Source organism: Curvibacter lanceolatus ATCC 14669 (assembly GCF_000381265.1).
GTDB lineage: Bacteria > Pseudomonadota > Gammaproteobacteria > Burkholderiales > Burkholderiaceae_C > Curvibacter > Curvibacter lanceolatus.
In genome coordinates this window covers 304,108-330,088 of sequence record NZ_KB906255.1, presented here as the reverse complement: position 1 = coordinate 330,088, position 25,981 = coordinate 304,108, and the positions used below count along the sequence as shown (strand labels likewise).

At 68.9% G+C, this 25,981-nt stretch carries 23 protein-coding genes; 13 read left to right on the top strand and 10 right to left on the bottom strand.

Annotated features, from left to right (window positions below):
• Positions 1-133 precede the first annotated feature (133 nt).
• The 5 genes from F624_RS0108380 to F624_RS0108360 all read left to right on the top strand — a co-directional run bounded on the left by F624_RS0108380 (position 134) and on the right by F624_RS0108360 (position 5,723).
• Positions 134-2,446, top strand: coding sequence for an NADP-dependent malic enzyme (locus F624_RS0108380; protein WP_019573842.1), 2,313 nt, complete (start codon positions 134-136; stop codon positions 2,444-2,446).
• 157 nt (positions 2,447-2,603) lie between these two features.
• On the top strand, positions 2,604-3,011 hold the full coding sequence (locus F624_RS0108375; protein ID WP_031254500.1) for a guanyl-specific ribonuclease: 408 nt from the start codon (positions 2,604-2,606) through the stop codon (positions 3,009-3,011).
• Between the two features lie 101 nt (positions 3,012-3,112).
• Positions 3,113-3,514 carry a barstar family protein gene (locus tag F624_RS0108370; protein WP_027474772.1) on the top strand — a complete coding sequence of 134 codons (402 nt, stop codon included), beginning with the start codon at positions 3,113-3,115 and terminating at the stop codon, positions 3,512-3,514.
• Entirely contained in the window at positions 3,493-3,702 is a 210-nt protein-coding gene (locus F624_RS34770) for a hypothetical protein (RefSeq protein WP_157443375.1), read from the top strand. Before F624_RS0108370 ends, F624_RS34770 begins: the two co-directional genes overlap by 22 nt.
• Positions 3,703-3,941: 239 nt before the next feature.
• Positions 3,942-5,723, top strand: a complete 1,782-nt coding sequence (locus F624_RS0108360) for a methyl-accepting chemotaxis protein (protein WP_019573838.1) — start codon at positions 3,942-3,944, stop codon at positions 5,721-5,723.
• Positions 5,724-5,765: 42 nt separating this feature from the next.
• Here the strand turns inward: F624_RS0108360 and rsmA are convergent, their stop codons facing one another.
• Genes rsmA through F624_RS0108345 form a run of 3 tightly spaced genes read right to left on the bottom strand, consistent with a single transcriptional unit; the run spans position 5,766 to position 10,299 of the window.
• On the bottom strand, positions 5,766-6,524 hold the full coding sequence (gene rsmA / locus F624_RS0108355) for a 16S rRNA (adenine(1518)-N(6)/adenine(1519)-N(6))-dimethyltransferase RsmA (protein WP_019573837.1): 759 nt from the start codon (positions 6,522-6,524) through the stop codon (positions 5,766-5,768).
• A 3-nt stretch (positions 6,525-6,527) separates the two neighbouring features.
• Positions 6,528-7,904, bottom strand: coding sequence for a peptidylprolyl isomerase (locus F624_RS0108350; RefSeq protein ID WP_019573836.1), 1,377 nt, complete (start codon positions 7,902-7,904; stop codon positions 6,528-6,530).
• A gap of 25 nt (positions 7,905-7,929) precedes the next feature.
• Positions 7,930-10,299, bottom strand: a complete 2,370-nt coding sequence (locus F624_RS0108345) for an LPS-assembly protein LptD (protein WP_211224141.1) — start codon at positions 10,297-10,299, stop codon at positions 7,930-7,932.
• A 105-nt stretch (positions 10,300-10,404) separates the two neighbouring features.
• Between F624_RS0108345 and F624_RS0108340 the strand changes: the two genes are divergently transcribed.
• From F624_RS0108340 to F624_RS0108320, 5 genes are read left to right on the top strand one after another with little or no spacing between them, the layout of a single operon-like run.
• Entirely contained in the window at positions 10,405-11,520 is a 1,116-nt protein-coding gene (locus F624_RS0108340; protein ID WP_019573834.1) for an aminoglycoside phosphotransferase family protein, read from the top strand.
• Positions 11,521-11,522: 2 nt separating this feature from the next.
• Positions 11,523-12,248 (top strand): 16S rRNA (uracil(1498)-N(3))-methyltransferase, encoded by a 726-nt coding sequence (locus F624_RS0108335; RefSeq protein ID WP_031254496.1) that lies wholly within the window; start codon positions 11,523-11,525, stop codon positions 12,246-12,248.
• Positions 12,249-12,250: 2 nt separating this feature from the next.
• Positions 12,251-12,775 carry a hypothetical protein gene (locus F624_RS0108330; protein ID WP_019573832.1) on the top strand — a complete coding sequence of 175 codons (525 nt, stop codon included), beginning with the start codon at positions 12,251-12,253 and terminating at the stop codon, positions 12,773-12,775.
• Between the two features lie 60 nt (positions 12,776-12,835).
• On the top strand, positions 12,836-13,819 hold the full coding sequence (locus F624_RS0108325) for a 6TM ABC transporter family protein (RefSeq protein ID WP_031254494.1): 984 nt from the start codon (positions 12,836-12,838) through the stop codon (positions 13,817-13,819).
• A gap of 3 nt (positions 13,820-13,822) precedes the next feature.
• A complete protein-coding gene (locus F624_RS0108320; RefSeq protein WP_019573831.1) occupies positions 13,823-14,005 on the top strand; it encodes a hypothetical protein in 183 nt (60 codons plus the stop codon).
• 15 nt (positions 14,006-14,020) lie between these two features.
• Here the strand turns inward: F624_RS0108320 and F624_RS0108315 are convergent, their stop codons facing one another.
• Positions 14,021-15,478 (bottom strand): cytochrome P450, encoded by a 1,458-nt coding sequence (locus F624_RS0108315; RefSeq protein ID WP_019573830.1) that lies wholly within the window; start codon positions 15,476-15,478, stop codon positions 14,021-14,023.
• A 98-nt stretch (positions 15,479-15,576) separates the two neighbouring features.
• Between F624_RS0108315 and F624_RS0108310 the strand changes: the two genes are divergently transcribed.
• Positions 15,577-16,458, top strand: coding sequence for a helix-turn-helix domain-containing protein (locus F624_RS0108310; RefSeq protein ID WP_019573829.1), 882 nt, complete (start codon positions 15,577-15,579; stop codon positions 16,456-16,458).
• Between the two features lie 19 nt (positions 16,459-16,477).
• Here the strand turns inward: F624_RS0108310 and F624_RS0108305 are convergent, their stop codons facing one another.
• The 3 genes from F624_RS0108305 to F624_RS0108295 all read right to left on the bottom strand — a co-directional run bounded on the left by F624_RS0108305 (position 16,478) and on the right by F624_RS0108295 (position 19,909).
• A complete protein-coding gene (locus F624_RS0108305; protein ID WP_019573828.1) occupies positions 16,478-17,182 on the bottom strand; it encodes a hypothetical protein in 705 nt (234 codons plus the stop codon).
• 71 nt (positions 17,183-17,253) lie between these two features.
• Positions 17,254-18,951, bottom strand: a complete 1,698-nt coding sequence (locus tag F624_RS0108300) for a thiamine pyrophosphate-binding protein (RefSeq protein ID WP_019573827.1) — start codon at positions 18,949-18,951, stop codon at positions 17,254-17,256.
• 34 nt (positions 18,952-18,985) lie between these two features.
• Positions 18,986-19,909, bottom strand: a complete 924-nt coding sequence (locus F624_RS0108295) for an amino acid ABC transporter substrate-binding protein (protein ID WP_019573826.1) — start codon at positions 19,907-19,909, stop codon at positions 18,986-18,988.
• Between the two features lie 193 nt (positions 19,910-20,102).
• On the opposite strand from F624_RS0108295, the gene F624_RS0108290 reads away from it, so the two are divergent.
• Both F624_RS0108290 and F624_RS0108285 read left to right on the top strand, forming a co-directional pair.
• Positions 20,103-21,002 (top strand): LysR substrate-binding domain-containing protein, encoded by a 900-nt coding sequence (locus tag F624_RS0108290; protein ID WP_019573825.1) that lies wholly within the window; start codon positions 20,103-20,105, stop codon positions 21,000-21,002.
• A 64-nt stretch (positions 21,003-21,066) separates the two neighbouring features.
• Complete coding sequence (locus F624_RS0108285) at positions 21,067-22,260, top strand: MFS transporter (protein ID WP_019573824.1); 1,194 nt, start codon at positions 21,067-21,069, stop codon at positions 22,258-22,260.
• Positions 22,261-22,272: 12 nt separating this feature from the next.
• Here F624_RS0108285 and F624_RS0108280 read toward each other — a convergent pair whose 3' ends face one another.
• The 3 genes from F624_RS0108280 to F624_RS0108270 all read right to left on the bottom strand — a co-directional run bounded on the left by F624_RS0108280 (position 22,273) and on the right by F624_RS0108270 (position 25,808).
• A complete protein-coding gene (locus F624_RS0108280) occupies positions 22,273-23,139 on the bottom strand; it encodes an alpha/beta hydrolase (protein ID WP_019573823.1) in 867 nt (288 codons plus the stop codon).
• Positions 23,140-23,173: 34 nt separating this feature from the next.
• Entirely contained in the window at positions 23,174-24,652 is a 1,479-nt protein-coding gene (locus F624_RS0108275; RefSeq protein ID WP_019573822.1) for a M20 family metallopeptidase, read from the bottom strand.
• A gap of 121 nt (positions 24,653-24,773) precedes the next feature.
• Entirely contained in the window at positions 24,774-25,808 is a 1,035-nt protein-coding gene (locus tag F624_RS0108270; RefSeq protein WP_019573821.1) for a helix-turn-helix domain-containing protein, read from the bottom strand.
• Between the last annotated feature and the right edge of the window lie 173 nt (positions 25,809-25,981).

Sequence of the window (25,981 nt, the reverse complement as noted above, 5' to 3'; positions counted from 1 at the left end):
ATTCACCTTTTTACGCAGATTTACTGACTAGGGTTTCCCCCCAGGTGGGTCTACAATCGCGAACCCTTGCGAGTCCGGACAGGCCGCCACCGGTGCGCGACCCCAGCCCCAGCAAGCCAGCAGGAGACATTGGATGCCCATCAACCCACAGGCCAACAAAGAAGAACAGCGCGCTGAATTGCGGCGCGCCGCACTGGAATACCACGAGCTGCCGACCCCCGGCAAGGTGGCCATTGCCGCCACCAAGCAACTGGTCAACCAGCACGATCTGGCCCTGGCCTACTCCCCCGGCGTCGCAGCCCCCTGCGAGGAAATCGTCAAGGATCCCAACGCCGCCTTCAAATACACCAGCCGCGGCAACCTCGTGGCCGTGATCACCAACGGCACCGCCGTGCTGGGCCTGGGCAACATCGGCCCGCTGGCCGCCAAGCCCGTCATGGAAGGCAAGGGCGTGCTGTTCAAGAAGTTCGCCGGCATCGATGTGTTCGACATCGAGATCGACGAGCAAAAAGACCTGGACAAGCTGGTCGACATCATTGCCTCGCTGGAGCCCACCTTCGGCGGCATCAACCTCGAAGACATCAAGGCCCCCGACTGCTTCTATGTCGAGCGCAAGCTGCGCGAACGCATGAAGATCCCGGTCTTCCACGACGACCAGCACGGCACCGCCATCGTGGTGGGTGCGGCCCTGCTCAACGGCCTGAAGGTCGTGGGCAAGGACATCAAGAAGGTCAAGCTCGTCACCTCGGGCGCCGGCGCCGCCGCCCTGGCCTGCCTGAGCCTGCTGCTCAAGCTGGGCCTGCCGCGCGAAAACATCTACGTGACCGACCTGGCCGGCGTGGTCTATGAAGGCCGCACCGAGCTGATGGACGAGGACAAGATCCAGTTCGCCCAGAAGACCGACGCCCGCACCCTGGGCCAGATCATCGAAGGCGCCGATGTCTTCCTGGGCCTGTCGGCCGGCGGCGTGCTCAAGCCCGAGATGGTGGCCAAGATGGCCGCCAATCCGCTGATCTTCGCGCTGGCCAACCCCACGCCCGAAATCCTGCCCGAAGAGGTCAAGGCGGTGCGCGACGACGCCATCATGGCCACCGGCCGCACCGATTACCCGAACCAGGTCAACAACGTCCTGTGCTTCCCGTACATCTTCCGTGGCGCCCTGGACGCCGGCGCCTCGACCATCACGGTGGAGATGGAGATTGCGGCCGTGCACGCGATTGCCGAGCTGGCCCAGGCCGAGCAAAGCGAAGTGGTGGCCGCCGCCTACGTGGGCCACCCCCTGGCCTTCGGCCCCGAATACCTGATTCCCAAGCCCTTCGACCCGCGCCTGATGATGAAGATCGCGCCGGCCGTGGCCCAGGCGGCCGCCGACAGCGGCGTGGCCCTGCGCCCCGTGAAGGACCTGGACGCCTACCGCGAGAAGCTGCAAAGCTTCGTGTATGCCTCGGGCACCACCATGAAGCCGATCTTCACCGCCGCCAAGTCCGCCGCCAAGAAGCGCGTGGCCTACGCCGAGGGTGAAGAAGAACGCGTGCTGCGCGCCGCCCAGATCGTGGTCGACGAGGGCCTGGCCCGCCCGACCCTGATCGGCCGCCCGGCCGTGATCGCCGAGCGCATCGAGAAGTTCGGCCTGCGCCTGCAGGAAGGCCGCAACTACGACGTGGTCAACGTCGAAAACGACCACCGCTACCGCGACTTCTGGCAGACCTACCACCGCATGACCGAGCGCAAGGGCATCACGGTGCCGATCGCCAAGATCGAAATGCGTCGCCGCCTGTCGCTGATCGGCGCCATGCTGCTGCACAAGGGCGAGGTCGACGGCCTGATCGCCGGCACCTGGGGCCATACCACGCTGCACCTGAACTACCTGGATCAGGTGATCGGCAAGCGCCCCGGCGTCAGCACCTACGCCTGCATGAACGGCCTGCTGCTGCCCGACCGCCAACTGTTCCTGGTCGACACCCACGTCAACTACGATCCGACGGCCGAGCAACTCACCGAGATCACCATCATGGCCGCCGAGGAAATGATGCGCTTCGGCATCAAGCCCAAGGCAGCGCTGCTGTCGCACTCGAACTTCGGCAGCAGCAGCCAGCCCAGCGCGGTGAAGATGCGCCGCACCCTGGAGCTGCTGCGCGAACAGGCCCCGTGGCTGGAAGTGGACGGCGAAATGCACGGCGACGTGGCCCTCGATGGTGCCGCCCGCCAGGCGCTGATGCCGCACAGCACCCTTTTGGGCAGCGCCAACCTGCTGGTCCTGCCCAACATCGATGCCGCCAACATCTCGTACAACCTGCTCAAGACGGCGGCAGGCGGCAACATCGCGATTGGCCCGGTGCTGCTGGGCGCGGCACAACCTGTGCACATCCTCACCGCCAGCACCACGGTGCGCCGGATCGTGAACATGACAGCCCTGACGGTGGCCGACGCCAACGCTTCGCGATAAGCAATCGCTCCATAGCGAGCGCTAACTTTTAGACGACGGAAACCCGAGCGCGGCTGCCCATTTTTTGGGCAGCCGCTTGCTTTTCAGGACCAGATACGTCAAACTTGCGACCTTGAAATTTTGGGGTTTACCCGGAGTTTCTGAAAGGTGTTATTTCATGCTGCGAAAAGTTGCCGCCAGAACAAGCCAATTCCTGCTGGTTTGTCTGATGTCGGCAGCGGCGCTCTCAGGCACCACCCTGGTGCATTCCCGAGAGACGCCCGCGATCAGTGCCCAGGCCACGATCTCCCTGGCGGAACTGCCGGCGCAAGGGCGCCAGACTTATCAATTGATCCTGTCCGGGGGGCCGTTCCCCTTCGAGAAGGACGGTGTGGTCTTTGGCAACCGCGAGCGAATCCTGCCCCACCAGCCGCGCGGCTTCTACCGTGAATACACCGTTCAGACTCCAGGCTCGCGTGACCGGGGTGCCCGGCGCATTGTCTGCGGGGGACGCCAGATCAGGGCGCCCGAAGCCTGCTACTACAGCCAAGACCACTATGCGAGCTTTCGCCGCATCGTCGAATGACCTTTGAAATCACCGCAGCCATGAAGGTGCCCCAGGTGGATACCGGGACCAACAGCGTGGACGGACCCATTTTTTTTGACCATAGAGAAAGAGAAGCGGAGATGGATACGCCACTTCGTACCGTTCGAACCAACATCGTTCAGTCGATTCGGGCCTTTCGGGTACAAGACCTTCAGGAAGCCGCACGCGACCTGGGCCAGCACTTTCTGTACGCCAACCTGGCCAATGCACAGTCCAAACAGGACGTGCTGGACATGATTGCGGCGCAATTCACCTTTCCGGCGCACTTCGGCAAGAATTTTGACGCCTTGTATGACTGCATGACCGATCCCTTGCACAAATCGGGCCCGCAGCCAGGCTTCATCGTGGTGCTGGAACAGATTCCGGCCCACGCCAAGTTCGACAAGGAAGCACGCGAGCAATTGCTCGACATCTTCCGGGATGCCGCCGATTACTGGAGCGACCGGAAGATCCCCTTCCGATGTTTCTATTCTTTTCTGTAGCCCGTTCTGCACAAGCTGGCCAAGCAGAACGGGCCAACGAGGCTGAAGTCGGCAAGACCCTGACGGGGATTGCCCTGAACCCGGACAACGGCGACCGCATGCCCACCGACAAACTGGTGGATGTCTCGCCCCAGGCGCTGCGCATGAGCAGCCCTTTCAATGCCGGGTACTGGTTGTCGGCGGCCTGAAGCGCCCCACCTTTGCCCTCTCAAAAAACCCGCAGTCGCGCACTGCGGGTTTTTTTTTGCCGCCTTGGTTCGCCTGGTCGATCGGGCTTGCAAAAAGCCCCGCCAGCTGCGGGCAAGCCCTGCTTGCATGGCATGACTCGTGCAGGCAACATTCGCGCTCCTGACGCAGGGAGGCCCTTCAAATACCCAGTTGGCGTGGCTTTTGCCTGTGCGAGACCGACACGACCCAAAAGGTGCCTATGAACTTGTTGAACCGCCTATCCATCCGGGCCCGCCTTTATTTCGGCACCGGATTCTCCTTGCTGCGGCTGACCGTCATCGGACTGACCGGTTTCTGGGCCCTGCACAGCACCCAAGGCACCCTGAAGACCTTGCTGGAGCAGAAGGTGCAGACCCTCACCTCGCTCGACGAACTGCGGCTCAAGGCCGCCGACATCCGCCGCAGCGAGAAAGACATCATCATCAGCTTCAACAACAGCGTGGAAGTGGCTAACCTGCGCGAAGCCTGGAAGAAGCAACTGGGCAGCCTGCTGAGCGCCACCAGCACCCTGCAAACCCAGAATGCCGATGACAGCGCCCTCACCGAGTCCCTCAAGCAGGTGCAGGCCGCCTTGAAGGAATACGAGACCGGCCTGACCCCCATCCTCGAACAGGTGGAACGCGCCCAGATCGATGGCGCTGCCGCCGGCGCCTATGCCGACCGCCTGAAAAAGCACATGGAGGCCGCCGACCAGGGCCTGTCGCAACTCAGCCACCAGGCCAGCGAGGCCATGCACAACGCCGAAGCCGACATGCAGCGCGACATCTACCGCCTGGGCTCGCTGATCGTGGCCCTGCTGGTGGTGGCGCTGGTGGTGCTGATCCCCTTGACCGTGTTCAGCGTGCGTGGCCTGGCCCGCTCCATCACCCAGGCGCGTGACCTGGCCGAGCGCATCGCCCAAGGCGATCTGTCCAATGAGGTGCGCAGCGATTCGGACGACGAAATCGGCCAGCTCGTCAGTTCCATGGGACAGATGCAGGAATCGCTGCGCGACCTGGTCAAGCAGGTGATGCAGGCCACCGAAAACATCGCCACCGCCAGCAGCGAGATCGCCAGCGGTAACAACGACCTGTCGCACCGCACCGAGCAGACCGCGGCCAACCTGCAGAAGACCTCGTCCTCGATGGAGGCCCTGACACACAACGTGCAGCAATCGGCCGAATCCTCACGCCAGGCCAGCGCTCTGGCAGGCTCGGCCTCCCAGGTGGCCGAGCAGGGCGGGCAGGTGGTGTCACGCGTGGTGAGCACCATGGAAGAAATCCGCACCGCCTCGCGCAAGATTGGCGATATCACCGGTGTGATCGACGGCATTGCCTTCCAGACCAACATCCTGGCGCTCAACGCCGCGGTCGAAGCAGCGCGCGCCGGTGAGCAGGGCCGGGGCTTTGCCGTGGTGGCCGGCGAGGTGCGCAACCTGGCCCAGCGGGCCGCCCAGGCGGCGCGCGAGATCAAAACCCTGATCGGGGCCTCGGAGGCCAAGGTCGAATCGGGCTCGGAGCTGGTGCAGCAGGCCGGCAGCACCATGAGCGAGGTGGTGGTCTCGGTGCAGCGCGTGGCCCACATCGTGGCCGACATCACCCAGGCCACCGGCGAGCAAAGCGGCGGCCTCAGCGAAGTCAACTCGGCCGTGGCCCAGCTCGACCAGGTGACCCAGCAAAATGCCGCCCTGGTGGAAGAATCAGCCGCCGCCGCGCAATCCATGCAGACGCAGGCCGAGCAGCTGGAGCAACTGGTGCGCAAGTTCCGCCTGGGGGCGGGCGAATCGGCCGCCCTGCGTCGTCCTGAGCCCAAGCCCATGTCCAAACCCCTGCCGGCACCGCTGCCGCGCAGCCAGGCCGCACCCGCCCGTGTGGCCGGGCCGGCCCCTGCCAAAGCCGCCGCAACGCCAGCGGCCCAACCCGCAGCCATCGCCCACCAGGCTACGGCCAAGCCACCGGCCAAGGCGGCAGCAGGTCAGGAAGACGACTGGGAAACTTTCTGAACCCGCTCCTGGGGCGCCAAACAAGGCGCCCCGAGCGGGGCCTCAGAGCGACTGCGCCAGCGCCACGTACTCGGCCACCGGCACCTCTTCGGCACGGCGCTGGGTGTTGAACTCACCGCTGAAGCCGCGTGCTTCCAGCCAGCGGCCCAGCGTATGGCGCAGCAGCTTGCGCCGCTGGCTGAAGGCCACCTGCACCAGCTCTTCAAGCAGCTTGGGGTTCAGAGGGGCCGGCTCCGCGCGCGGCACCATGCGCACCACGGCGCTGTCCACGCGGGGCGGTGGGTCAAAGCTCTCGGGCGGCACGAACAGCACGTTCTGCATCGCGTAGCGCCACTGCAGCATCACGCTCAGGCGACCGTAGTCCGAGGTGCTGGGCGCGGCCACCATGCGGTCGATGACCTCTTTTTGCAGCATGAAGTGCTGGTCTTCGACCACGTCCACATGCTCGAGCAGGTGAAACAGGATGGGCGTGGAGATGTTGTAGGGCAGGTTGCCCACCACGCGCAGGCGTGGCACCCCCAGGCTCTGGGCCAGGGCGGTGAAATCCACCTTCAGGACATCCGACTCCACCACGTTGAGCTGGGGGTGCTCACGCAGGCGCCGGGCCAGGTCGCGGTCCAGCTCGATCACGGTGAGGCGGCCCACGCGCTCGACCAGCGGCTGGGTCAGCGCCGCCAGGCCGGGGCCGATCTCGACCATGGGTTGGCCGGGCTGCGGCGCGATCTCGTCGACGATGCCATCGATGATGGCCCGGTCCGACAGGAAATGCTGGCCGAAGCGTTTGCGGGGAATGTGTTTCATGGCTTATTGCGGCGGGTCACGCAGTTCCACGTAGGCGCGGTCACGCACCTCCTGGGCCCAGCTCACGTAAGCCTCTTCCATCTTCTTTTCGCGCAACATGTTGCGCGCCACCTCGCGCTGGTCGCGCAAGGACATCGGCGCGTCGCGCCGCTCCATCAGCTGGATCAGGTGCACGCCAAAGCGCGACACCACCGGCTCGCTGATCTCACCGGGCTCCAGGTGGTTCATCACCTCTTCAAACTCGGGCACGAACTGGCCCGGGTTGACCCAGCCCAGATCACCGCCTTGCTTGGCGCTGCCGTCCTGCGAGTGCTCGCGTGCCAGGTCGGCAAACGAGGCGCCCCCCTCGACGATGCGCTGGCGGTAGCCCTTGATCAGGGCCACGGCGGCGCTTTCGCTGAGCTTCGGGCCGGTGCGCAACAGGATGTGGCGCGCGCGCGACTGGGGCACGGTCACCACGGCCGGCTTGGGATCGTTGCGGTCGATCACCTTGAGGATGTGGAAGCCGGCGCCGCTGCGGACCGGGCCGACGATGGCTTGCACCGGGGCGTCCTTGATGGCATTGATGAAGATCTCGGGGTAGCGCTCGGCAGCGCGCAGGCCCATCTCGCCGCCGCGGGTGCGATCGGTGCCATCGGAGTAATCGCGCGCCAGGGCGGCAAAGTCGACCCCGGCGCGGGCCTGGGCCGCCACCCGGTCGGCACGGGCCTTGAGGTTGGCCACCGTCTCGGGTGAGGCGCCTTCGGGCACCGCCACCAGCACCTGGGCCAGGTTGATCTCCTGCTGCGCCAGCGACTGGCGGGCCAGTTGCTCCTGCAGGAACTGGTCGATCTCCAGGTCGGTGACCTTGGCGCGCGGCTCCACCTCGCGCTCGCGCAGGCGGGCCAGCAGCAGCTGGGTGCGCAGATCGTCACGCAGCTGCTTGAGGCTCAGGCCATCCTGGCTCAGCCGCTTGCGCAGTTCGGCCACCGTGAGCTGGTTCTGACGGGCGATGTTCTGCTCGGCCAGATCGATCGCGCCTTCCTCGACCTTCAGGCCCTGTTCGGCGGCCAGCTGGGCCTGGGCCTTCTCGCCGATCATGCGCTCCAGCACCAGGCGATCCAGCTCAGCGGCAGAGGGCGGGGTGGTGCCCTGCTGCGCCAGTTGCTGCAGGGTGCGGGCCACACGGGCACGCACCTCGTTGTTGGTGATGGGCTCGGAATTGACCACGGCCACGATGTAGTCGGCCTGCTGCGGGCCGCTGGGGGCGGCGGTGCGCACGGCGGGTGCCGGGGCAAACGCAGACGAGGAGCCGCTGCCAGGCATGCGGATGCCCTGGGCCTGGGCTGACAAGGCAGTCAGGCAGGCCAGCGTCAGAACGGTGAGGCGTTGGATCATCATGGAGGGAATAGCTCTGGCCTGGGCCTTAGTCATAGTTGCTGAAACGGCTCGGCGCCGTGACCTGCTCACGCAGGTACTGGTAGCGCGGGATGCTTTGCCGCAAGGTCTGCAGGGGGCTGGCCCCGATGCGGGAGAAGCCCACGAATTCGATCTGGAACAGGATGCGGGTGTTGGCCGTCACCAGGGTGGTGTTGAGGCGGTCCAGCACCACGCGGCCGATCCAGCAGTCGGCATCGTACTCAAAGCCCACGATGGCGTCGACCATGCGGGCGTTCATCATGTCGTAGTTCAGGCGCCCCACGCCATACCAGCGGCCCGGGCCCAGCCCGCGGCCGGCGCCCTTGTCCACGCCCTTGTCACCCCACAGGTCGTTCAGCGGCCATTGCCAGCCGATGTCGACCTGCTCGCTGCTGCCACGCTGGAAGCGGTAGGCGGCATTCACCACCCGGTAGTTGCTGGGGCTGTAACGGGCACTCACGGACGAGGTGTTGGTGACCTTGGTCTCAGGGTTGACCGACACCGTGGTGTCGAACATCCATTGCGGGGTCCAGTTGACCGCCGCGCCCAGCAACAGGTCGCTGGCCCGGTTGGTCACTGCGGTGCCGCCCGGCATGGTGACCAATTGGTCACGGAACAGCAGGCGCTGCGCGATGCCGAAACGGGCGATCTCGGCCCCGCTGTCAGGCGCCAGCAGGCGGCTGGTCACGCCCAGCGTGAGCTTGTTGCTGTCGGAGATGCGGTCATGCCCACCGAAGGCGTTCTCGGTGTAGATGGTGGCAAAGTTGAAATCATTGAGCGCCGTGTCGTACACCGGCAGCGTGCTCTGGTTGCGGTAGGGCGTGTACACGTACATGGCCCGGGGCTCCAGCGTCTGGCGGTAGGCCCGACCGAAGTAGTTGGCGTCACGCTCGAAGAACATGCCGCCGTCCAGGCTGAAGGTGGGGGCCGACAGGGCCGCCGAAGTGCGGCCATCGCTCAGCGGCGCGCTGAAGCTGTAGTTGCTGGTGTACAGCTGCATCTTGGGCGTGAAGAACCAGCCCGGCGCCAGCCAGGGCCGGCTGATCTGGGTCAGGGCGTAGCTGCGCTGGGCATTGGGCTGGCTGGTCAGTGTCGGGTCGGCCTGGAACTGGGTGTGGTCGGCCTCGACCAGCAGGTCGAAGCCCGACAGGTTGTTCTTGGTGTAGCGGCCCAGGAACTGGGGCGCCCGATCATACGGCGGCGTGATCGGCGAGGTCACGTCCTGCAGCGTCTGCCACTTCAGGCGACGGAACTGCGCGAAATACTCGTTGCGCGCCCAGGTCACCGAGACGTCGTTGGGCAGCAGGCGCTGGGTCAGCGAGGGGATGCTGCGGTTGAAATCGCGCCAGTAGTTGTCGTCGCTCACCCGGTTCAGGTTCACGCCCAGGCCCACGGCGCCCAGGCCGGGGAGGCCGGTGTCCACCGTTCCGGTGTGGTTGACCGCATAGCCCCAGCGCGAGCTGTCGCGCAGCTTGTCGCTGGGCATGTAGTCGCCCCACAACTGGCCCCGGTAGCCGTTTTCGAGGTAGCGGAAGTCACCGGCCAGATCCAGCCCGCGCTTGGACATCAGCGTGGGGTAGAAGGTGGCGTCGCGGTTGGGCGCGATGTTCCAGTAGTAGGGCTGGGTGTATTCGAAGCCATCGCGTGAGGACACGCCCACCGAGGGCGGCAACCAGCCCGACTTGCGTGCATCGCTGAGCGGAAAGCTCAGCTCCTTGGCGCGCAGCACCGGCTTGCCATAGAACTCCAGCACCCCGTTCTGGGCGGTGCCGATGCTGTCTTCCTGATCCAGCTTGACGGCGTCGGCGCGCAGCAGCCAGGCCGGCATCCAGTCGGGGCCGGGGGTGGGGCGGCAGGTGCTGTAGGTGCCGTTGCGCACCACCATGTGGTTCTCGCCCACAAAATCGATGCGGGCCGCGTCGCCATAGGCCTGGGTGGCCAGAAACTCGTAGTGCGGCTGGGTGAAGAAGCCCTCGAAGGCATCGACCTTGAGCTCCAGCTCGGTGCCCTGGTAGGTGTTGCCGGCGCGGTTGATGAACACATTGCCTCGGGCCCGCGCCTGGTCATCGGGCTGGAAATACTCCAGCCGGTCGCCGCGGATCACGGTGTCGGCCCGGCGCAACTCACCATGGCCTTCGACCACGGTCTGCAGCTCGCTCTGGCCGGAGATCTGGTCACCCGTGATGAAGGTGGGCATCTGGGGGCGCACCAGTGGCGAAATCTTTTCCTGCAGCAGCGGCGAGGTCCGCAGCCGAGGGCCCGGCGTGTCGTCGGGCTCGGCCGTCTGGCCCCAGGCGCCCTGGCACATCAGGGCCACCAGCAGGGCCACCGGGCTGAGAAGGAAGGGCCGCCGGGCGTGGTTTCTCGGTTCAAGCATCGGTCGGTGCATCCATCGCAGGCAATCAGGGGTCGGGCTCGGGGGGAGAGGCTGGCAGGGCCAGTCCGGATCAGACCGGGCCGGGTTTGTAGAATTCGATTATCCATGACCCAGCCTGTGCCCAACTCCCCCGCCGCCAACACCCCTTCCCCGGTGATCTGGTCCGACCCGGCCCGCGAAGCCGCCTTTCACCAATGGCTGAGTGCCGTGGCCCCACGCCACGGGCTGGAGCCGGCCAGCCTGAGCCTGGCCTCGGCCGATGCCAGTTTCCGCCGCTACCTGCGCCTGCAGGGCAGCCAGGGCCCGCGCATCGTGATGGACGCCCCTCCTGACAAGGAGAACTGCGCGCCCTTCGTGCAGGTGGCCGCGCTGATGGCCGAGGCCGGCCTGAACGTGCCCCAGGTGCTCGAATGGGAGCAGGCCACGGGCTTCATGCTGCTCAGCGACCTGGGCCAGAACACCCTGATGAGCGTGCTGGACGCCGCCCAGCCCCAGGCCGCCGCGCCGCTGTACGAGCAGGCCACCGGCCTGCTGGTGCGCTGGCAACAGGCCTCGCGCCCCGACGTGCTGCCCGCCTACGACGAGGCCCTGCTGCAGCGCGAACTGGCGCTGTTCCCCGACTGGTACCTGGCCCAACACCGCCAGTTCAGCCTGGACGACACCCAGCGCGCCATGCTGAGCAAGACCTTCGACACCATCGTGCGACACAACCTGGCCGCCCCCCGGGTCTATGTGCACCGTGATTTCATGGCGCGCAACCTGATGCTGGGCCTGCCCGATGCCCAGGGCGTGGCCGGCCCGCTGGGCGTGCTCGACTTCCAGGATGCGGTCTACGGCCCCATCACCTACGACATCGCCAGCCTGATGCGTGACGCCTTCCTGACCTGGGAGGAAGACTTCGTGCTCGATGTCACCGTGCGCTACTGGCAGAAGGCCCGCAAGGCGGGGCTGATGGATTTCGAAGACTGGCACAGCGATTTCGGCAGCTTCTACCGCAGCGTCGAATGGATGGGCCTGCAGCGCCACCTGAAAGTGGCCGGCATCTTTGCCCGCCTCACCCTGCGCGACGGCAAGCCGCGCTACCTGGCCGACACGCCGCGCTTCATCCACTACATCCGCTCCACCGCCAGCCGTTACCGCGAGCTGGGCCCGCTGCTGCGCTTCATCGACCAGGTGGAGAACCTGCAGGTGCTCACCGGCTTCGCTTACGGGCGGATGTGAGCATGCCGCGTTTCCACTGCCCCAGCGCGCTGCACAGCGGCGCCACCCTGAGCCTGCCGGCCGCCACCGCGCGCCATGTGCAGGTGCTGCGCCTGCAACCCGGCGGGGTCATCACCCTGTTCAACGGCGAAGGCGGCGAATTCGAGGCCACCGTGACCCGCATGGGCCGCTCCGACGTCGAGGTCGAGGTGGGTGCCCACCACGCCATCGAGCGCGAACTGGCCCGGGCCGTGCACCTGGTGGTGGCCATGCCCGCCAATGACCGCATGGACTGGCTGGTCGAAAAAGCCACCGAGCTGGGCGCCGCCAGCCTGACCCCGGTGATGAGCGCCCACAGCGTGCTGCGCCTCAAGGGTGAGCGGGCCGACAAGAAAGTGGCCCACTGGCAGGCCGTGGCGGTGGGCGCCTGCGAGCAATGCGGGCGCAACCGCGTGCCCCTGATCCACCCGGTGACCGAACTGGCCGACTGGCTGCGCCAAAACCCGGCCCCCGCCGCGGCCGACGACGCCCGCCTGCTGCTGTCGCTGCGCGAGGGCAGCCTGCCGCTGCGCCAGCGCCTGGGCCCGCCAGGCGGCGCCCTGACCCTGCTGAACGGCCCGGAAGGCGGCCTGCAGGCCGAAGAAGAAGACGCCGCCGTGGCCGCCGGTTTTCTGCCCACCGGCCTGGGCGCACGCGTGCTGCGCGCCGAAACCGCGCCCCTGGCCGTGCTGGCCGCCGTCGGCGACTGAAAGTGAATGTGCTCACACTGCAAGACCTGGCCCTGCCCGACCTGAACCTGCCCTTCGCCCCGCCAAGCCCCAGCCCCAGCCCCAGCCCCAGCCCCAGCCCCGAGCCGGGCCCGGCCCCGACCGGCCAAGCCGCCGAGTCCGGCCTGGGCGATCTTTTCAGCCACCCTGACCCCGCCACGGCTTCGCCCTGGGTGATGCACATCGAGCAGCAGTCGGCCCAGATCGACGGCCTGCGCGGCCTGTTCCACGGGCCCGCCGGAGTGGTTCGGCTGCGCCTGTGGATGTTCATGACCCTGGTCGAGCAGCCCGGCATGGTGCTGCACCGCGACGAAGTGGACGCGCTCTGGCAAGCGCTGCGCCCCGACGCGGCGGGCCTGGCCGACACCGTGCTGCAGCGCTTTCGCGACACCGGCCTGCTGGCCTGGGACGACAGCCGACACCGCTGCACCATCACCCCCCTGGCCCGGCAACTGGCCCGTGTGCTGAGCCCCCTGGCCGGCACCAGCGACGCGCCGCCCGCACGCTGAACCAGGGCTTGCCCTGCGCCGACCCGCCCCACCCACCACCCCACCACCAGGAACCCATCCATGTCAGGTTTTCAAGAGGGCAACGAGCTGGACGCGCGGGCCTGGCCCACGACCCCGGCCCCCGAGGTCGACTTCTTTCCGCCCCCACCGCCGCCCCTGCCGGAGCCGCCCCTGCTGGGCGTCTACACCGACCCGAACCTGCAGTTCCGCGCCGGGGTGATGCCGGGCACCGACACCGTCCAGGCCATGACCGCCATGAACGGCGTCCTGCAACGTGAGGCCTGGGCGGCAGACGAAGCCCGGCGCCAGGCCGAGCGAGCCAACACCAACACCAACACCAACACGCCCTCCGGGACCGGCCCCGCCAGCCTGCCGCCCCGCAGCGCCCCCCGCCCCATGACTGCGCCCGCCCCGGCAGCCCCACCCCGGCCCGAGGCCTATGACCTGTGCTGCCAAAGCACCCGGCAGGGCCTGCAGGCGCTGCAGGAGCAACTGCAGGAGCGGCGCGACGAACGCCGCCAGGCGGCCCGCCGCACGGCCCGCCAGGGCGCGGGCCTGTTCGGCCTGGCCGTGTTGTGGATGCTGCTGGCACCGGCGCTGGCCGGGTGGTTCGGCGCACTGCTGCGCCACCAGGGCGCGCTGCTCGTCCTGGGCTGGGCGCTGATGGGGCTGGCCGCCGCCTTCGGGCTGCGGGCCCTGTGGCAAGGCCTGCGCCGCAGCCCCGCCGAGCAGGCCACCGCCACCGTGCTGGCCTGCTGGCAGCAGTTGCTGCCCGACACCCAGGCCCTGCTGGGCCCGGAGCAGGCCGAGGCGCTGTGCGTGGCGGCCCAGCTGCGTGGCGTGCGGCTGCAAGTGCGCTTTTTCAAGTGGCAGGTGCCCGCCCACCGCGTGCACACGCCGCCGCCCGGGCAGAACGGCTTTGTGCTCGAATCCGAGCACTGCCGCCTGGGCCTGGCCCCAGCCCCTCAACACGCCAGCGAAGTGAGCCGCCACCCGCGCGAAAGCATCGCCAACCGCACCTTCCGCATGCTGGAGGGCCACTGAGCCATGAGCCCCGACACGCCGCAAACGCCCCACCCACCGGAAGCGGCCATCCCAGCGACGGCGCCCGACTGGGACACCCTGCTCGAAAGCCCGGCCAGCCAGGCCCTGCTGGAGCGGCTGATCACCGAGGCTGAGGCCGAGATCGAATCACTGCCGGCCCCAGACCAGCCCAAGCCGCCGCGCTGAAATTCCCCGCGCGCATCATCGGCGAGGGCGACGCACCTGCAACAGCAGTTGCACCGGCCCATCGGGGCGCAGGGTCACGTTCATCTGCGGCAAGGCCTCAGGGGCTGGCTCAGGCAGCACAAGACGAAAGCGCTGCAGCAGCATGGCCGCCACCACGGTCATCTCCAGCAGGGCGAAATGCTGCCCGATGCAGACCCGCGGGCCGACACCGAACGGTATCCAGGCGCCACGCACCGGCGGCTCGGCCTCGGGCAGAAAGCGCTCGGGGCGAAAGGCCTCGGGCTCGCTGAACCAGCGCGGGTCGCGGTGCAGCACCCAGGGCGTGATGCGCAGCACCGCCCCGCGGGGAATCTGCCAATGGCCCAGCCGGATGTCGCGCACCGTGCGCCGGCTCATCAAGGCGGCCACTGGCGGGTAAAGGCGCAGGGCCTCCTTCAGGCTGGCGCCCAGCCAGGGCAGTGCCGGCAGGTCTTGCGGGCCAGGCAGGCGGCCCTGCAGCACCTGGTCCACCTCGGTGTGCAGGCGTTGTGCCACCTCGGGGTGGCGCGCCAGCAACAGGCTCCACCACAACAAGGCGGTGGCCGAGGTTTCGTGACCGGCCTGGAAGCTGACCATGCACTGGTCAAACACCTCGGCCGGGCTGAGCGCACTGCCATCGCTTTCGTCGCGCGCCGCCAGCAGGCGGGCCAGCAGGTCGTCGCGCCGGTCGGGCTGGGGTTGGCCACGGCGGGCCTCGATGTGCCGCGCGATCAGCCCGCGCAGGCTGCGCAAGGCCTGGCGCTTGGCGCGCTTGCCCGGCAGCGGCAACCAGTCGGGCAGGGTCATGGGGTGGAACATCTCCCGCATCGCGGTCTCGCTCAGGGTCTGGGTCGCCCAACTGGCGCTTTGCACCTCGTCGACACGGGCCCGGTGGCTGAACAGTGTCCGCAGAATCACGTCCATGGTCAGGCGCGAGAACAAGGCCTCCATCGCCACCAGGCCCTCGCTCTGGCCCGGGGGCAGGGCCTGCGCCAGGGCCTCTGCTGCGGCCTCGCACATCAACCCGGCATAGCCGGCGACCCGCTTGGGGCTGAAGGCCGGCATCAGCAGGCGGCGCTGGCGCTGCCAGAGTGACCCCTCGGTGACCAGCACGCTGCGCCCGAACACCTGCTCGAACACCGCGATGCCACGCTCCCAGCGGATCAGGTGCTCGGCGTTGTCGACCAGGGCCTCGCGCACCAGCTCGGGGCTGAGCAGGTCGTAGGCGCGCTCGTGCACGATGCGCATCAGGGTGAGGTCGCCATGCTCGCGCTGCAGCCGGGTGACAAATCCCAGGTAGTCGCGGCGCAGGGCACGCCACTGGAGCAGCCCCAGCCAGCGCGTGGGCGGCCCCGGCGGATCGGTCGCCTGCCTGGCGCCCCCGGGATCGGGGGAGGGGTTGGTGATGGGCGTGGCGTGGAGCGTGGCGTGGAGCGTGGGCTTTGTGCGGTTCATGTCGCGTAGCGTGCGCGCCCTGCCCCCAGGGGTATAGAACAAAGTCGACATCGCAGGGGCTTTGACAGGGGGTCGCCGCCACGATCTAGACTCTGCCCATGCTGCCAACTCCCTCCTTGCTGGGTGCGCCAACCCGCCTGTACCTGCCCAGGGCCTCGCTGGTGGCCTGCGTGCGCGGCACCATGGTGCGCAGCACCGTGGGCCTGGATCTGAGTGATGAACAGCGCTTCAGCCATTTCCCGGCCACGCCTTTGTGCAGTGTGGGGTGGATGTTCGAGGGCGACGGCGAGTTGCTGGCACGGAGCGCACCGGCCTCACTGGCCTCGCCGCGCCGCCCATACGAATCACGCCTGATGTTCAGCGGCCCGCAAACGGCGCCCTCGATCACCTGGAGCCCCGGGCCGGCCGCCGGCATGATGCTGATGCTCATGCCCGACGCCTTGCAAAATCTGACCGGACTCGATGTCGGCGCCTGGGTGGACCGCGTCGCAGACCTGCGCGAGGCCCTGCCCGCCGACTGGGTGGCGATGGCCGAAACCGTGCTGACCCTGCCCGATGACGCCAGCCGCCTGGCCTGCCTGGAAGACTTCATCGAGCCGCGCTGGCAGGCCGTGCGCCCGCGACTGCCGCTGCAGGCGCAGCGTTACCAGGATTGGGCTCAGTCGATGGCGCTGCGTGCCGCCACCTCGTCGGTGGGACGCAGCCTGCGCCAGGTGGAGCGGCGCATCAAGCAATGGGCCGGCCAACCCATGCGGGAGTTGCGCGGCTTCGGTCGCTCCGAGCGCGCCTTTTTCATGGCCCTGGCCGAAGCCGAAGAAGGCCGGCGCCCGCGCTGGGCCGAAGTGGCCGAGGCCAGCGGCTATGCCGATCAATCGCACCTGTGCCGCGAAACGCGCCGGGTGACCGGCTTTGCCCCCGACGAGCTGATGCGGCGGCTGGCCCGGGACGAGGGCTTCTGGGCCTACAGGCTCTGGCAGTGAGCCCACCTGGCCCCGGGGCTCAGGGCATGGGCAGGCAGTGCAGCCGCGCCGCGCGCCGCGCGCCCGTGGCCGGGCCCAGCCCCTGCAGCACCACGCTGTCGAGCTCGGGCAGGTAGACCACGCTGGCCGGCCCGAGCACGGTGTAGCGCGGGCTGTCCTTGAGGTGCTCTTCGAACACGGCCTGCACGCCGCTGAGCACATGCTCGATCACCAGCCGGCGCCGCCCGGTGTAGAGGCGCTCTGCCTTTTGCTCGGCTTTTTGCTCAGCCTTGTGCTCCCCCTTTTGGCCGGCGCGCGCCGGCGCCAGGCGCGTCTGGCCCTCAAAGCTCAGGCGCAGGCGCAGGGCGCCGTCGTGGCTCAGGCACTGGCCTTCGAGGCCGCTCAGGCAGCGCGGGGGCAGGGCCAGTTCCTCATCGGGCAGGGGGTGCAGCTCGGGTTCTTGCAGGCGCTCGGGTGGCTGCGCCTTGAGGCGGGGGCAGGCGCGGCCGCCGGGGTCGCTCTCCAGCGCCCACAGATGGGCCGGGGGGGTGCCGCCGGCCAGGGCCGTGCTGGCCAGAAAGTACTGCCCCTGATCGCTGCGCCACCAATGCCAGGCGGTGACGGTCGCTCCCACCGGATCGGGGCCGGCCATGGCACGCACCGGCCAGGGGCTGCGCACAGCCTCCAGGGCCCATGAAGCAGGCAGGAACAGGCCCAGCAGGGCCAGCGCAAACACGACACGCATCGGGCGATCCGGGGTGAAACAAGCTCCGGAGTTTAGAGCGTGTCACCGTGGCCCCCCGGGGCACGCCGGCCTCAGCGCCGCGCCAGTGCCGCCTCGCGCAACCCCTGCAGGGTGCCGGCCGGGGTGATGGCCTCGGGGTCGAGCAGGCAGTGCAGGATGGCCGGCAGGCCGCTGGCCCGGGCACGCGCCAGCGCCGGGGCGAAGTCGTCGCTGTGCTCCACCCGCTCGCCATGGCCGCCGAAAGCCTGCGCATAGGCCCGGAAATCGGGGTTCTTCAAGGCCGTGCCGCTGATGCGGCCCGGGTACTCGCGCTCCTGGTGCATGCGGATGGTGCCGTACATGGCGTTGTCCAGCAGCACCACGATCAGGGGCAGGCCGTACTGCACCGCGGTGGCGAACTCCTGGCCGTGCATCATGAAGTCGCCGTCACCGGCGAACACCACCACCTCGCGCTGCGGCCACAGGCGCTTGGCCCCCACGCCCGCGGGCAGGCCATAGCCCATGGAGCCGCTGGTGGGCGCCAGCTGGCTGGCGTAGTGGCGGAAGGGCCAGAAGCGGTGCACCCAGGTGGCGAAATTGCCCGCGCCATTGCAGAAGATGGTGTCGGCCGGCAGCACCTCGCGCAGGTGCTGCATCACCGAGCCCATCTGCAAGGGGCCGGGGATGCGGATGGGCGCGGGGTCGCTCCAGCGCAGAAAGTCGGCATGGGCTTCATCCGCCCGGGCCCGACCCGGGGCCGGTACAGGCGGCGGCAACTGCGCCAGCGCCGCGGCCAGGGCCTGAGGCGTGGCATGGATCGCCAACTCGGGCCGGTACAGGCGGCCCAGTTCGTCGGCATCGGCGTGCACATGCACCAGCGGCTGGCCCGGGTTGGGGATGCCCAGCAGCTCATAGCCCTGCGAAGGCACCTCGGACAGGCGCCCGCCCACCAGCACGATCAGGTCGGCCTCGCGGATGCGCGCCAGCAGACGCGGGTTGACGCCCAGGCCCAGGTCACCGGCATAGCAGGGGTGGTTGGCGCTGAACAGCATCTGGCGGCGGAACGAGCAGGCCACCGGCAGCGCATGGGCCAGGGCAAAGGCCTCGAACTGCTGCACCGCCTCGGCCGACCAGCGCGAGCCCCCCACGATGGCGATGGGCCGCTGTGCCGCCTGCAGCCGCTGCTGCAGCGTGGCCAGCTCGGCGGCCCCCGGGTGGGTTTCGGGCACGGCAAAGGGCTGAGCGTCGGCCACGCTCGCGGCCTGGGTCAGCATGTCTTCGGGCAAGGCCACCACCACCGGCCCGGGCCGGCCCGAGGTGGCCACCTGGAAGGCGCGGGCCACCAGTTCGGGCACCCGGGCGGGGTCGTCGATCTGCACCACCCACTTGCTCATGGTGCCGAACACGGCGGCGTAATCCAGCTCCTGAAAGGCCTCGCGGCCCATCGCGCCGCGGGCCACCTGGCCCACGAACAGGATCATCGGGGTCGAGTCCTGGTGCGCAATGTGGATGCCGGCGGCCGCATTGGTGGCCCCGGGCCCGCGCGTGACAAAGCAGATGCCCGGGCGCCCGGTGAGCTTGCCCTGGGCCTCGGCCATCATGGCCGCCCCACCTTCCTGGCGGCACACCGTGACCGCGATCGAGGCATCGTGCAAGGCATCGAGCACCGCGAGGTAGCTCTCGCCGGGCACACAGAACAGCTGCTGCACACCGTGTGCCAGCAGTTGGTCCACCAGGATCTGGCCGCCGGTGCGGGGGGTGGGATGGGAGGGGAGCGTGGAGGGCGTCATAGCGGGTGCAGGGGTTCAGTGAAACAGGCGCTCTTCAACGAGCGGCATAGCTTTCGAGGGGCAGGTCATTGGGGTTGGCGATCAGCTGGCGCAGGGCCGTGCTCATGGACAGGTTCAGCGGGGTCTGACGCGGCGGGATCGGCTCCAGGAACCACTTGGCATACAGACGTTCCAGCTCGCCGGATTTCATCAGCGCCCGGATCGAGCCATCCACCGCCGCCTTGAAGGCCGGGTCGTCCTTGCGGAACAGCAAGGCGATGGGCTCGGAGCCCAGCGGCTCGCCGACGATGCGCCAGGCCTGGGGCGTCTTGGAATTGGCGATGATGCCGGCCAGCAGGTTGTCGTCCAGCACAAAGGCATCGGCCCGGCCCGACTCGAGGATCAGAAAGCTCTCCAGGTGGTCCTTGCCCAGCGCGGTCTTGAACGTGAGGTTCTGCGCCCGCTCCAGCTTGCGCAGCAACTGGACCGCCGTGGTGCCGGTGGTGGCGGCCACGCTGCGGCCGGCCAGCTGGGCCACCGAGGTGATGCCGGAGTCGGCCCGCACGGCCATGCGCACCTCGCTCACATAGGTGGTCAAGGCAAAGGCCACCTGCTGCTGGCGCGCCAGGTTGTTGGTGGTGGGGCCGCAGCCGATGTCGACCGTGCCGTTGCTCACCAGCGGCAGGGTGTTCTGCGCGGTCAGGGCCATGTACTCCAGCCGGGCCTTGGGCGCGATGTCCTTCAACACGCGCTCGCACAGCTCGACGTGGTAGCCCACAAAGCGCTCATTGGCCCCCAGCGCATAGGCCATGGGCGGCGAGGCTTCACGCACGCCCAGCACCACCTTGCCGGTGTTGCGGATCTTGTCCAGCGTGCCCTCGGCCGGTGCGGCGGTCTGGGCCTGCGCCAGCAGGGCGCCAGCGGCCAGCACCAGGCTCAGGGACTTGGCCAGCCAGGCCAGCGAAAACGTCGATCTCATGCGCGTGCTCCTTGAAGGGGGGTGGGGCCGTCTGAAGCGGCCGCTTTTTTGCAAACGGCCAATATCAGACAAAGCCGGCGCTTGCGATAGCTATAAATCCTCAGCACTTGATTCCGATTGCTCATCAAGTCCAGCCCAAGCCTTGCTTGGTCTGGGTTATCGTGAGGCCTGCCTCATGACGTGAAGACATCACATGCTGCGCCGCAACCTGCTGCCCCCCATCCCCGGCCTGCTGGCCTTTGAAGCCGCGGCCCGCCACGGCAGCATCTCGCGCGCCGCCGCCGAGCTGCACCTGACGCAGGGCGCGGTGTCGCGCCAGATCCACCAGCTCGAAGAGCAACTGGGCCTGGCCTTGTTTCACCGCGTGCGCCAACGGGTGGTGCTGACCGACCCGGGCCGCATCTATGCCGGCGAGCTGCGCCCGCTGCTGCGCCAGCTCAGCGACACCACACAGAAGGTGATGGGCTTTGCCGGCGACGGCGGGGTGCTGAACCTGGCCGTGCTGCCCACCTTCGGCACCCGCTGGCTGACGCCGCGCCTGGGCCGCTTCATGGCCCAGCACCCGCAGGCCAGCCTCAACCTGGCCACCCGCACCGAGCCCTTCGACTTTGCCAGCGAGCCCTTTGACGCGGCCATCCATTTCGGCGCACCGCACTGGGCCGGCGCCACCTGCTACCCCCTGATGCGCGAAGAGGTGGTGGCGCTGAGCAGCCCGGCCTACCAGCGCGAGCAGGGCCTGCGCCGGGTGGCCGACCTGGCGCGCGCCGTGCGCCTGCAGCAGACCACCCGCCCCACACTGTGGGCCGACTGGTTTGCCGCCGCCGGCCACCCGGTGGCGCAGGCGGCGCGCGGGCCGCGCTTCGAGCAGTTCTCGATGATTGCCCAGGCCGCCGTGCATGGCCTGGGGGCCGCCCTGCTGCCGCGCTTTCTGGTGCAGGAAGAGATCGACAGCGGCGCCCTGGTGCCGCTGCCGGGCCCGCACCTGCAAGGGCCCGATGCCTACCACCTGGTGGTGCCCGACGCGCGCGCCGAGACCCCGCTGGTGCAGGCCTTGCGCGACTGGCTGCTGGCAGAGTGCGCGGGCAAGCCCTGAGTCTTCTGACATGGGCTGCGGGATACGATGGACGGTTTGTCTTTCGCCCCCCCCGGAGTCGCCCATGAATCGCCACCTGTTGCTGCTGACCCTGTGTCAGGGCCTGTTCCTGACCAACAACGTGGTGTTCATTGCCATCAACGGCCTGGTGGGCCTGAGCCTGGCCCCCGTGAGCTGGATGGCCACCCTGCCGGTGATGGGCTATGTGGTGGGTGGGGCCTTGTCCACCGCCCTGGTGGCCCGCTCGCAGGCGCGGTTCGGGCGCCGGGGCTCGTTCCAGATCGGGCTGGCGGTGGCCTTTGTGTCGGCGCTCACCTGCCTGGTGGCGGCGCTCACCCGGCAGTTCTGGCTGCTGTGCGCGGCCACGCTGGTGGCGGGCTACTACAGCGCCAATGGCCAGCTGTACCGTTTTGCGGCCGCCGAGCTGGCCGCCCCCGCCTTCCGCGAAAAAGCGGTGTCGCTGGTGCTGGCCGGCGGCCTGATCGGTGCCGTGGCCGGGCCCAACCTGGCCAAGTACACGCGCGACCTCGGCGCCGTGCCCTTTGCCGGGGCCTATGCGGCGCTGATGGGGGTGGCCCTGCTGGCCATGGCCTGCATGTCGCTGATCCGCTTTCCCGAGCCGGCCCGGCCCCCGCACGCTGGTGCCGCCCCGGTCGGGCGGCCGCTGGGCGAGATCATGCGCCAGCCCGTGTTCGTGGTGGCGGCCCTGAGCGCGGCGCTGGGCTACGGCGTGATGAACCTGCTGATGGCCGCCACCCCGCTGGCCATGCAGGTGTGCGGCCTGGGCTTTGACGATGCGGCCCTGGTGCTGCAGTGGCACGTGGTGGGCATGTTCGCCCCGGGCTTTTTCACCGGCCACCTGATCAAGCGCTACGGCCCGCTACCGGTGATGGGGGTGGGCGTGCTGCTGAACGCGGGCTGCGTGGCCGTGGCGCTGAGCGGGGTGGATCTGCAGCAGGTCCTGGTGGCACTGCTCCTGCTGGGGCTGGGCTGGAACCTGCTGTTCACCGGCGCCACCACGCTGGCCATGCGGGCCTACCGGCCCGAGGAAAAAGACCGTGCCCAGGCGGCCATCAATTTCTGCGTATTCGGCACCATGGCCTTCACGGCCTTCGCCTCGGGGGCCCTGGTCACCACCCAGGGCTGGACCCTGCTCAACCTGGGCTCCTTGCTGCCGGTGCTGCTGACCGGGCTGGGCCTGGGCTGGCTGGGCTGGCAGCAGCGTCAACAGCGGCAGCGCAAGCCGGCCAGGGCCTGATCAGGCCGGTGATCAGACCGGCAGTGGGGCGAAGTGCTTGTCGAGCCAGGCCTGCAGGCAGGCCAGCACCGAGGCCGGATCATGCTCTTTGAACGGCTCGTTGAACAGCTCGTGGTAGAGCGCCGGGAACTCGGTGCTTTCAACGCATGAGGGCGCGGCAGCGGCAAAGGCCCGGCTGCCTGCGGGCTGCACCAGGCGGTCGTCGCCCGCATACATCAGCAGGCTGGGCACGCGCCAGCGTGCTGCCTGGGCCACCACGGCCGGGCCGCCGTGGGCAATGAAGCTGGCCAGGCGGGCCGAGATGCGGTCGTGCACCAGCGGGTCGGCCAGGTAGGCGCGCACCACCTCGGGGTCGTGCGACAGGTACTTGGGCTGCAGGCCGTTGCCCACGCGCAGATTCGGCAGCCAGCGCGGCAGCACCGCCAGCAGCAGCTTCTGCAGCGGGCTGAGGCCCGCATCCAGGGCCGGTGAGGACAGCACCAGGCCATCGACCCGGCTCGCGTAGCGGGCCACGAACTGGGCCGCCACCAGGCCGCCCATGCTGTGGCCCAGCAAGATCAGCGGGGTGTCGCGCGGGTAGCGCGCCCGGGTGCTTTCCACCAGATCGGCCAGGTCGTCGAGCAGCCGGGTGTCGCTGCTGAGGCCGCCGCGCGGGCCCCCCGACTCGCCGTGGCCGTACTGGTCATAGCCCCGCACCTCGAAGCCCCAGCCATTGAGGCGGTGCGCCAGCGCGTCGTAACGGCCCGCATGCTCGCCCAGGCCATGCACCAGCAGCACGGCCGCGCGTGGCACACGGCCCTCGGCCAGCGGCCAGTCCTGCACCGCCAGGTTCTCGCCATCGGAGGCGGTGAAGGTGGACAGGGTCGATTCGGGGCTCATCGTGGGTGGGTGTCGTTTGAAGACCGCTGCCGCATCAAGCCGCCGCCGCGGGGGCGGGCAGGCTGGCAATGACCTGCGCCACGGCGGCGGTCAGCTTCTTGGCGTAGGGCACGTGCAGGAACTCGTTGGGGCCGTGCGCATTGCTCTTGGGGCCCAGCACGCCGCAGACCATCATCTGGGCCTTGGGGAAGCCGGCCGACAGCATGTTCATGAGCGGGATGGTGCCGCCCTGGCCGATGTAGCCGCACGAGGCGCCAAAGTGGGCCTGCGAGGCCGCATTCAGCGCCTGCTCGAACCAGGGTGCCGTGTCGGGGGCGTTCCAGCCGGTGGCGCCACCGTTGCTCTCGAAGGTGACCTTGGCCTGGTAGGGCGCGTTGTCTTCGAGCAGCTGCTTGAGTTCGGCCACCGCGCTGTCCGCCTGCACCAGGGGCGGCAGGCGCAGGCTGAGCTTGAAGGCGGTGTAGGGGCGCAGCACATTGCCGGCGTTTTGCAGCGTGGGAAAGCCATCGGCCCCGGTCACGCTGAGCGTGGGCGTCCAGGTGCGGGCCAGCAGGGCCTGCACCGGGTCGGTGGTGGTGGGCAGGGCGAAGCTGGTGGCGCCGCCGCAGTCGTAATGGGCCCAGGGGAAGCGCTTGTACAGCTCGTCGCCCAGGATGGCGGCGGTGGCCCGGGCCTGGGCCAGGCGCTCGGGCGGCACCTCGCAGTGGAAGCTGGCGGGCAGCAGGCGGCCGGTGGCGCTGTCTTCCAGGCGGTCCAGCACCTGGCGCATGATGCGAAAGCTCGAGGGCACCAGGCCCGAGGCATCGCCCGAGTGCACGCCCTCGGTCAGGATCTCGACCTTCAGCGTGCCGCTGGCCATGCCGCGCAGGCTGGTGGTGAGCCAGAGCTGGTCGTAGTTGCCGGCGCCCGAATCGAGGCAGATCACCAGGGCCACCTCGCCCAGGCGGGTGCGCAGGGCATCGATGTAGGGCAGCAGGTCGTACGAGCCGCTTTCCTCGCAGGTCTCGATCAGGCCGACGATGCGCGGGTGGGGCGTTTTCTGCGCCTTCAGGGCCTGCACGGCGGCCATGCTGGCGTACACCGCATAGCCGTCGTCGGCGCCGCCCCGGCCGTACAGCTTGCCGTCTTCGTATTTGGGGGTCCAGGGGCCCAGGTCGTTGCGCCAGCCGCTGAACTCGGGCTGCTTGTCCAGGTGGCCGTACATCAGCACGGTCTGGCTGCTGTGGGCCTGGGTGGCGGCCACTTCAAAGAACAACACCGGGGTGCGGCCTTCCAGGCGGATGATCTCCAGCGTGAGCCCCTCCACCTTCTGGGCCTCGACCCATTGCGCGGCATTGCGCAGCACGGTGTCGAGCAGGCCTTGCTGGGCCCAGTCGGCGGCAAAGGCGGGCGACTTGGCGGGGATGGCGATGTAGTCGGTGATCTGGCGCACCAGATCGCTGTCCCAGCGCTGGCTGACCTCGGCCAGGGCCTGCTCGGGCTGGAAGACGGAAGAAGGAACACGGGCGTTCATGGGGCTCTCCTGGTGATACGGTGCGCACGGTGCGGGGCCCCCGGCATCAGGCCGGGGCCGGGCACAGCGTTTTGATTTTGCCTGAGACCCGGGCGCCCTGCCGGGGCCGCGGCCTGGGCGCTCAGCCTGCGGCGCCGCGCCGCCGGGTTTCGGAGGGCAGCTCGCCGAACAAGGCCTTGTAGTCCTGCGAGAAATGGCCCATGTGCGAAAAGCCCCAGCGCGCCGCCACGGTCTGCACCGAGGCGTCCGCCGGCCCGGCCCGCAGCGCGCGCCGGCAGGCATTGAGGCGCACCGCCTTGAGGAACTCGGCCGGCGATTCGCCGAGCACGGCCTGGAAATGGTTTTGCAGCGTGCGCCGCGTCAGGTGCAGGCGCTGGCACAGCTCGTCCACGCCCAGGGCCTCGTGGCTGGGCTGGCGGGCCAGCTCGCGCGCGGCCATCACCAGGGCAAAGCGCCGCTGGGCCGCCGCCGGTCTGGGCACGCCCGCATCGCCGCCCGGGCCCGCACACAGCAGATGCAGCAATTGCGCCAGCCCGGCCTGCAGGGCCAGCCGGCCCCAGGGCAGGTCGACCTCGCCCGACTGGCCGAGTTGCAGCAACTGCTCGATGGTGTGGCACAGCGCGGCATGGTGCCCGTCACTCAGGGAGATGGCCTGGGCGGGAGAGGCCAGCCCCGGGGCCGCCAGGCCGGCGGCCTCAGCCTGGGCGTGCAGCCAGTCCTGGTCCAGCACCACGCCGTAGATGCCGAAATCGGGCGGGGTGCGCAGCTCGAAGCCTTCGCTGGCGCGCGCCCGCAGCAAGGCGCGCCCCGGGTCGGTGCGCTGGGCCTGCCCACAAAAGTGCAGGGGCTGCCGGCCCTGCCGGTCGGCCAGGCCGAACCACACCGAGCCCGACCAGGGCGCGCATTGCTGGCTGGTCTGCCGCGAGGTGTGCTCGTGGAAGACCTGCAGCCGCGGCCCGTCGACCCACAGCTCACGCACCCGGCCCGAGAAGCGCCCGCCCGAGAGCTGGTCGTACTGCTGCTGCCAGGCCGACAGGTGGCCGGCGTGCTCGTCCACATCGTCGCTGGTGCGCACGCGGTACTGCGGCGGGTCCATCGACCAGCCGGCAGCAGGCGGGGCAGGGGCACGACCGTTGAAGGCCGAGGCAGGGAACATGGGCAGTCAGGCGGCAGAGAGTGACAGAGCCCCCAGTGCAGCAAGAAAAATGCCCGCGGGCAAGCTGCAGTGCAGCACCGAGGCGGGGCGGCGCTGTCCCAAATCGGAAAAAAGCGCGCCGGGCTGGGCGGTTTTCCGATTCGGGATAGGACGCTGGCGTCGTCTTTGCTGCA

Bases quoted from the DNA above. Each gene is read 5' to 3' on its own strand.
- F624_RS0108380 (WP_019573842.1), top strand. From the start codon at position 134: ATGCCCATCAACCCACAGGCCAACAAAGAAGAACAGCGCGCTGAATTG.
- F624_RS0108375 (WP_031254500.1), top strand. From the start codon at position 2,604: ATGCTGCGAAAAGTTGCCGCCAGAACAAGCCAATTCCTGCTGGTTTGT.
- F624_RS0108370 (WP_027474772.1), top strand. From the start codon at position 3,113: ATGGATACGCCACTTCGTACCGTTCGAACCAACATCGTTCAGTCGATT.
- F624_RS34770 (WP_157443375.1), top strand. From the start codon at position 3,493: ATGTTTCTATTCTTTTCTGTAGCCCGTTCTGCACAAGCTGGCCAAGCA.
- F624_RS0108360 (WP_019573838.1), top strand. From the start codon at position 3,942: ATGAACTTGTTGAACCGCCTATCCATCCGGGCCCGCCTTTATTTCGGC.
- rsmA (WP_019573837.1), bottom strand. From the start codon at position 6,524: ATGAAACACATTCCCCGCAAACGCTTCGGCCAGCATTTCCTGTCGGAC.
- F624_RS0108350 (WP_019573836.1), bottom strand. From the start codon at position 7,904: ATGATGATCCAACGCCTCACCGTTCTGACGCTGGCCTGCCTGACTGCC.
- F624_RS0108345 (WP_211224141.1), bottom strand. From the start codon at position 10,299: ATGCTTGAACCGAGAAACCACGCCCGGCGGCCCTTCCTTCTCAGCCCG.
- F624_RS0108340 (WP_019573834.1), top strand. From the start codon at position 10,405: ATGACCCAGCCTGTGCCCAACTCCCCCGCCGCCAACACCCCTTCCCCG.
- F624_RS0108335 (WP_031254496.1), top strand. From the start codon at position 11,523: ATGCCGCGTTTCCACTGCCCCAGCGCGCTGCACAGCGGCGCCACCCTG.
- F624_RS0108325 (WP_031254494.1), top strand. From the start codon at position 12,836: ATGTCAGGTTTTCAAGAGGGCAACGAGCTGGACGCGCGGGCCTGGCCC.
- F624_RS0108320 (WP_019573831.1), top strand. From the start codon at position 13,823: ATGAGCCCCGACACGCCGCAAACGCCCCACCCACCGGAAGCGGCCATC.
- F624_RS0108315 (WP_019573830.1), bottom strand. From the start codon at position 15,478: ATGAACCGCACAAAGCCCACGCTCCACGCCACGCTCCACGCCACGCCC.
- F624_RS0108310 (WP_019573829.1), top strand. From the start codon at position 15,577: ATGCTGCCAACTCCCTCCTTGCTGGGTGCGCCAACCCGCCTGTACCTG.
- F624_RS0108305 (WP_019573828.1), bottom strand. From the start codon at position 17,182: ATGCGTGTCGTGTTTGCGCTGGCCCTGCTGGGCCTGTTCCTGCCTGCT.
- F624_RS0108300 (WP_019573827.1), bottom strand. From the start codon at position 18,951: ATGACGCCCTCCACGCTCCCCTCCCATCCCACCCCCCGCACCGGCGGC.
- F624_RS0108295 (WP_019573826.1), bottom strand. From the start codon at position 19,909: ATGAGATCGACGTTTTCGCTGGCCTGGCTGGCCAAGTCCCTGAGCCTG.
- F624_RS0108290 (WP_019573825.1), top strand. From the start codon at position 20,103: ATGCTGCGCCGCAACCTGCTGCCCCCCATCCCCGGCCTGCTGGCCTTT.
- F624_RS0108285 (WP_019573824.1), top strand. From the start codon at position 21,067: ATGAATCGCCACCTGTTGCTGCTGACCCTGTGTCAGGGCCTGTTCCTG.
- F624_RS0108280 (WP_019573823.1), bottom strand. From the start codon at position 23,139: ATGAGCCCCGAATCGACCCTGTCCACCTTCACCGCCTCCGATGGCGAG.
- F624_RS0108275 (WP_019573822.1), bottom strand. From the start codon at position 24,652: ATGAACGCCCGTGTTCCTTCTTCCGTCTTCCAGCCCGAGCAGGCCCTG.
- F624_RS0108270 (WP_019573821.1), bottom strand. From the start codon at position 25,808: ATGTTCCCTGCCTCGGCCTTCAACGGTCGTGCCCCTGCCCCGCCTGCT.